3 protein-coding genes are annotated in these 3883 nt (G+C 43.4%); all 3 read right to left on the minus strand.

Annotated elements, in window-relative coordinates:
- A partial coding sequence (gene ppnN, locus A3757_RS12620; RefSeq protein WP_156506304.1) for a nucleotide 5'-monophosphate nucleosidase PpnN occupies nucleotides 1-870 on the minus strand: 870 nt, incomplete at its 3' end.
- Between the two features lie 358 nt (nucleotides 871-1228).
- Entirely contained in the window at nucleotides 1229-1807 is a 579-nt protein-coding gene (locus tag A3757_RS12625; RefSeq protein WP_068554280.1) for a PEP-CTERM sorting domain-containing protein, read from the minus strand.
- A 237-nt stretch (nucleotides 1808-2044) separates the two neighbouring features.
- Nucleotides 2045-3844: a bifunctional diguanylate cyclase/phosphodiesterase gene (locus A3757_RS12630; RefSeq protein WP_197470027.1), complete on the minus strand. Its 1800-nt coding sequence runs from the start codon at nucleotides 3842-3844 to the stop codon at nucleotides 2045-2047.
- Between the last annotated feature and the right edge of the window lie 39 nt (nucleotides 3845-3883).

Genomic DNA, 3883 nt, shown 5'->3' on the forward strand with positions numbered 1-3883 from the left:
GCTTTCTTTTCCGGCGGCAAAGACTAAAGGGAAGGGGGTCTTAGCGTTTTTGGGGTGAAGTAGAATGCCCAAAATATAGAGAATTTCCTCTGCCGTACCAACACCGCCAGGAAATACGATAACCCCGTGACCACAGCGCACAAAGGCTTCCAGGCGTTTTTCGATGTCTGGGAGTATAACTAGTTCATTGACGATAGGGTTTGGAGACTCGGCTGCGATAATTCCTGGCTCTGTAATGCCTATATAGCGCCGCTCTTCAAAATGCTGTTTGGCGTGGCCTATTGTGGCACCTTTCATGGGCCCCTTCATTGCGCCGGGGCCACAGCCGGTAATAATGTTTGCTTCGCGAAGGCCTAGTTGGTAGCCCACCTCTTTGGTAAATTCATATTCGCATCGATTGATAGAGTGGCCACCCCAGCAGACTATAAGCGGTGCTTGGGCGCCTTTGCGCAGCAAGTTGGCATTTCTAAGAATATGAAAGACTGCATCAGTGATGCCCTTGGAGTGTTCAAAGTCAAAATGCTGAGGGTCAAGCAGTTGGTTTTGAACGTAGAGCACATCTCTTAATACTGAAAAAAGTTGTTCCCGAATACCGCGAATCATCTTGCCATCAACAAAGGCTGAGCCAGGCGCATTTTCAATCAGCAGCTTGATACCACGAGACTGGCGTATAAATTTGATACGGAAATCTTTATAGCGCTCGATGATTTCATTGGTATCATCGACGGTGCTGCCGGTATTTAAGACCGCTAAAGCACAGCGCTTAAACAATTCATAGACCTTGGTTCGCGACAGCTCGACTAATTGTTTTACTTCATAGGCAGAAAGGATTTCAAGGGAGCCTTCAGGGGAGACTGTGGTATAGGGCATTGTCTCACAAGGTAAAATTTTGATACTGGGGTTGTCGCTTATCGTGTGAGAGTTTTCTCTTGGCGTATTTTTATCAGTATCCCTCATAGATTACCTTTATATTTATCGAGTTTATATATTCATACTATGTATATAACTAAGCATAGTTTAGTGAGTAAAATATAGTAGGTGAATGTGACTCATTTACGACTAGTGGCTAGCTCTCTTGTAATGGTGGCGCTAACAATAACATTTGTGATTTAAGGTTGGGGGAAGGAGTGATATATAATTTAAGAGGTAAAAGCTAAGGATTGACTGTGCCGGAAAATAAAAAAGCTAGGTCCAAAGACCTAGCTTTCATTCAGGCCGAAACTAAAACTTAAGCTTTAGTGTTACGACGGCTGAAGCCAAGACCTAATAAGCCAAGACCCAGGATTGCAAGAGAGCTAGGCTCAACAACGTCAACTGTATCAACAGTATTTACAGTAATACCTCTGATGTAGTAGTCATCATTTGTGCCAGTTACACCAAACTCGTATAAGCTACTATTGTAATTATATGAAGAGAAGTTGTACAAATTTGAGCTTGGGATATCAGCGCCAGCTATGAGCGTACCATTCACAGACCAACTAAAGTCATCGTTGCCGCCAACGTGACCGAACAAAACAGAAACAAGGTCTACACTCTCATCGAACAAGAATGATATTGTTTCGTCAGGACCAAAGCCGTCGACTTGATTGCTCGTATCAAAAAAAGAGCTTTTCACGCCTAAGCCATGTCTGGTGTCGACAGAAACGCCTGGCTGACCAGTCACTGTCAAGCCAAGGCCATATTGTGAGAAGTTCAGAGGGTCGCCATAGACAGTTGGGCCGCCTGTAAAGTCGTAGTTAATGATTGCTGCAGAAGCAGTGCTAGTTGCCAGCACCAAAGCTGTAGTACCAAGTAGTTTTTTAATCATGATTCCATCCATTTGGTTAAATTTTCATGTGGAATGAATCTATAAGCAATATCCAGACCTATATATATACTTGACTTATTGGTCAGTAGGTTAATTAAAGTTCATAAAAGTGTCATGTATTTTTAGTGTAAAGTTTTTCGACGTTTTTGTATCAAAATGTTAACGGCTTCCGTAGTTTTACGCCTTAGTGCTACTGAGCTGAAGAGAAAAGCCTAGATTGATTCTAGTTCTTTGTGATTAGTCACTCACACCTTCATCGGCAAAGCCGCTTTCATCATAAGAATAGAGCTTGATTTGTGCATCATTCAAATGTGCTAAACAGGTACCGAGCTCTCTCTTTGTGCGCTGTTTTAGCTGGATAAGCTGGGTTAGTAAGCTCTGGAAGGAGTCGAAATATTCTTCTGTGACGGTCATGACGCCGGCAGATAGGGACACAAAGTCGAATAAGCGCACATGACCATTTCGGTCGGTGCTTTCGATACCACCTTGTTTGATGTCGTTATCCGAATAGAATTTAAGTACTTTGTGGTTGAACTCAGTGAAAACGGAGCGGAGTAATTCTTGCCACTCATCCTGAGGCATAATCAGTACAAAATCATCCCCACCGATATGCCCGGCAAAGCTAGCGCCTTGTTTAAGTTGCTTTCTTAGAATCTCGGCAAACATGATCAGTACTTCATCACCCCGGTTGTGGCTGTAATGATTGTTAAAGGGTTTAAAATTGGCCAAGTCGAGAAGTGCGACTGAGAAAGGTGTATCTTTGTCCAGAAGCTCCATGACGCAATTTCCGAGAGGGGTGTTTCCTGGGAGCATTGTCAGAATATTTTCCTGGTGATCTGGTTTGACACGCAACTGTGTGACCTTGCGTAATAAGTCGATAACCGTTCCGATTCCAAGAAAATGCTGCTCGTTGGAGATAATAAAGTCATGCTCTGCATCTAATTGTGCGCGAGATGTGACAAGGCGGCTGACTTGCTCTATGCGCTGATGAGCGTCAACATGCAGGAAGTCTAAGCTCATTTCGCTTGAGATACACTTGGCTTGAACGACTTCTCGTCTCTGTCTTTTGGAATATTTGTTCATGAAGGGAGTGCGAAAGATAATGCCTTGTACTTTCTCATTCTCTACTACGGCAATGGAGCTCATGTGAACATTAGCTTCAAGTAGCTCAAAGACGGTTTGGATTGTGGTACCTACTTCGACATGAGCAGTTGAAACAACCAAGTCGCAGGCCAAACTTTTTTGATTGGTTTCTGCGAACAGTTTTTTGTCGAGTAAGTCATCGAGCTTGGGGGCGACCGGTGCTAACTCAGGCCTTTGAATCAAGTAGCCTTGAACATTATGAACTCCGAGCTCATATAGCTTCTTAAGTTCTTTTTCTGTTTCGACCCCTTCAGCAATTAACACAGAACCAATCGAGCGGGCGACAGCTACCACTTCTTTGACCGTTTTTTGTTTGCTGGCACTACCATTTACGTTTTGAATGAAGCTGCGATCCAGTTTGATGTAATCTGGTTTTATTTCAGACCAGAGTTTATGTAACGACGCGCTTTCACCAACATTGTCTATTCCACTCAAATGGTCAACTGCGACCTCAAAGCCTTGCTCATGAAAAAAATGAACAGCTTCGATAAGCTCATTAATGTTATTGCTGGCATTCTTTTCATCAATTTCCAACACCATACGTGTTGATGGAACTCTATTGTCAGCAATGAGTTTTCCAACCTGATCCTTTAAACGACTACTGGCGATGAGCATTTCGTTGGATAGGTTGATGAATAACTTGTTCTCCAGTTGAAGCTGGTCAAAGCTCTCGGCCGCTGTGTGTAGGCACATCAAGTCAAAAGGTTTTAAAATACCCGCTTCGGCAGCCGTATCAAACATTGCTGGCGTTTCTAAACCATTATCAGTCTCTGGCCCTCGTGAAAAGGCCTCCCAGCCGATGAGTTCACGCCGCTCGACATTAATGATCGGTTGGAACCAGCTGGTGATGTTATGGTGCTTCAGGATGTCTTTTACAACGAATTTTTTTTGCATGAGCTCAGGGGATATCATAGTTGTTCTTTATTAACTATT

It is taken from the genome of Oleiphilus sp. HI0117 (genome assembly GCF_001635235.1).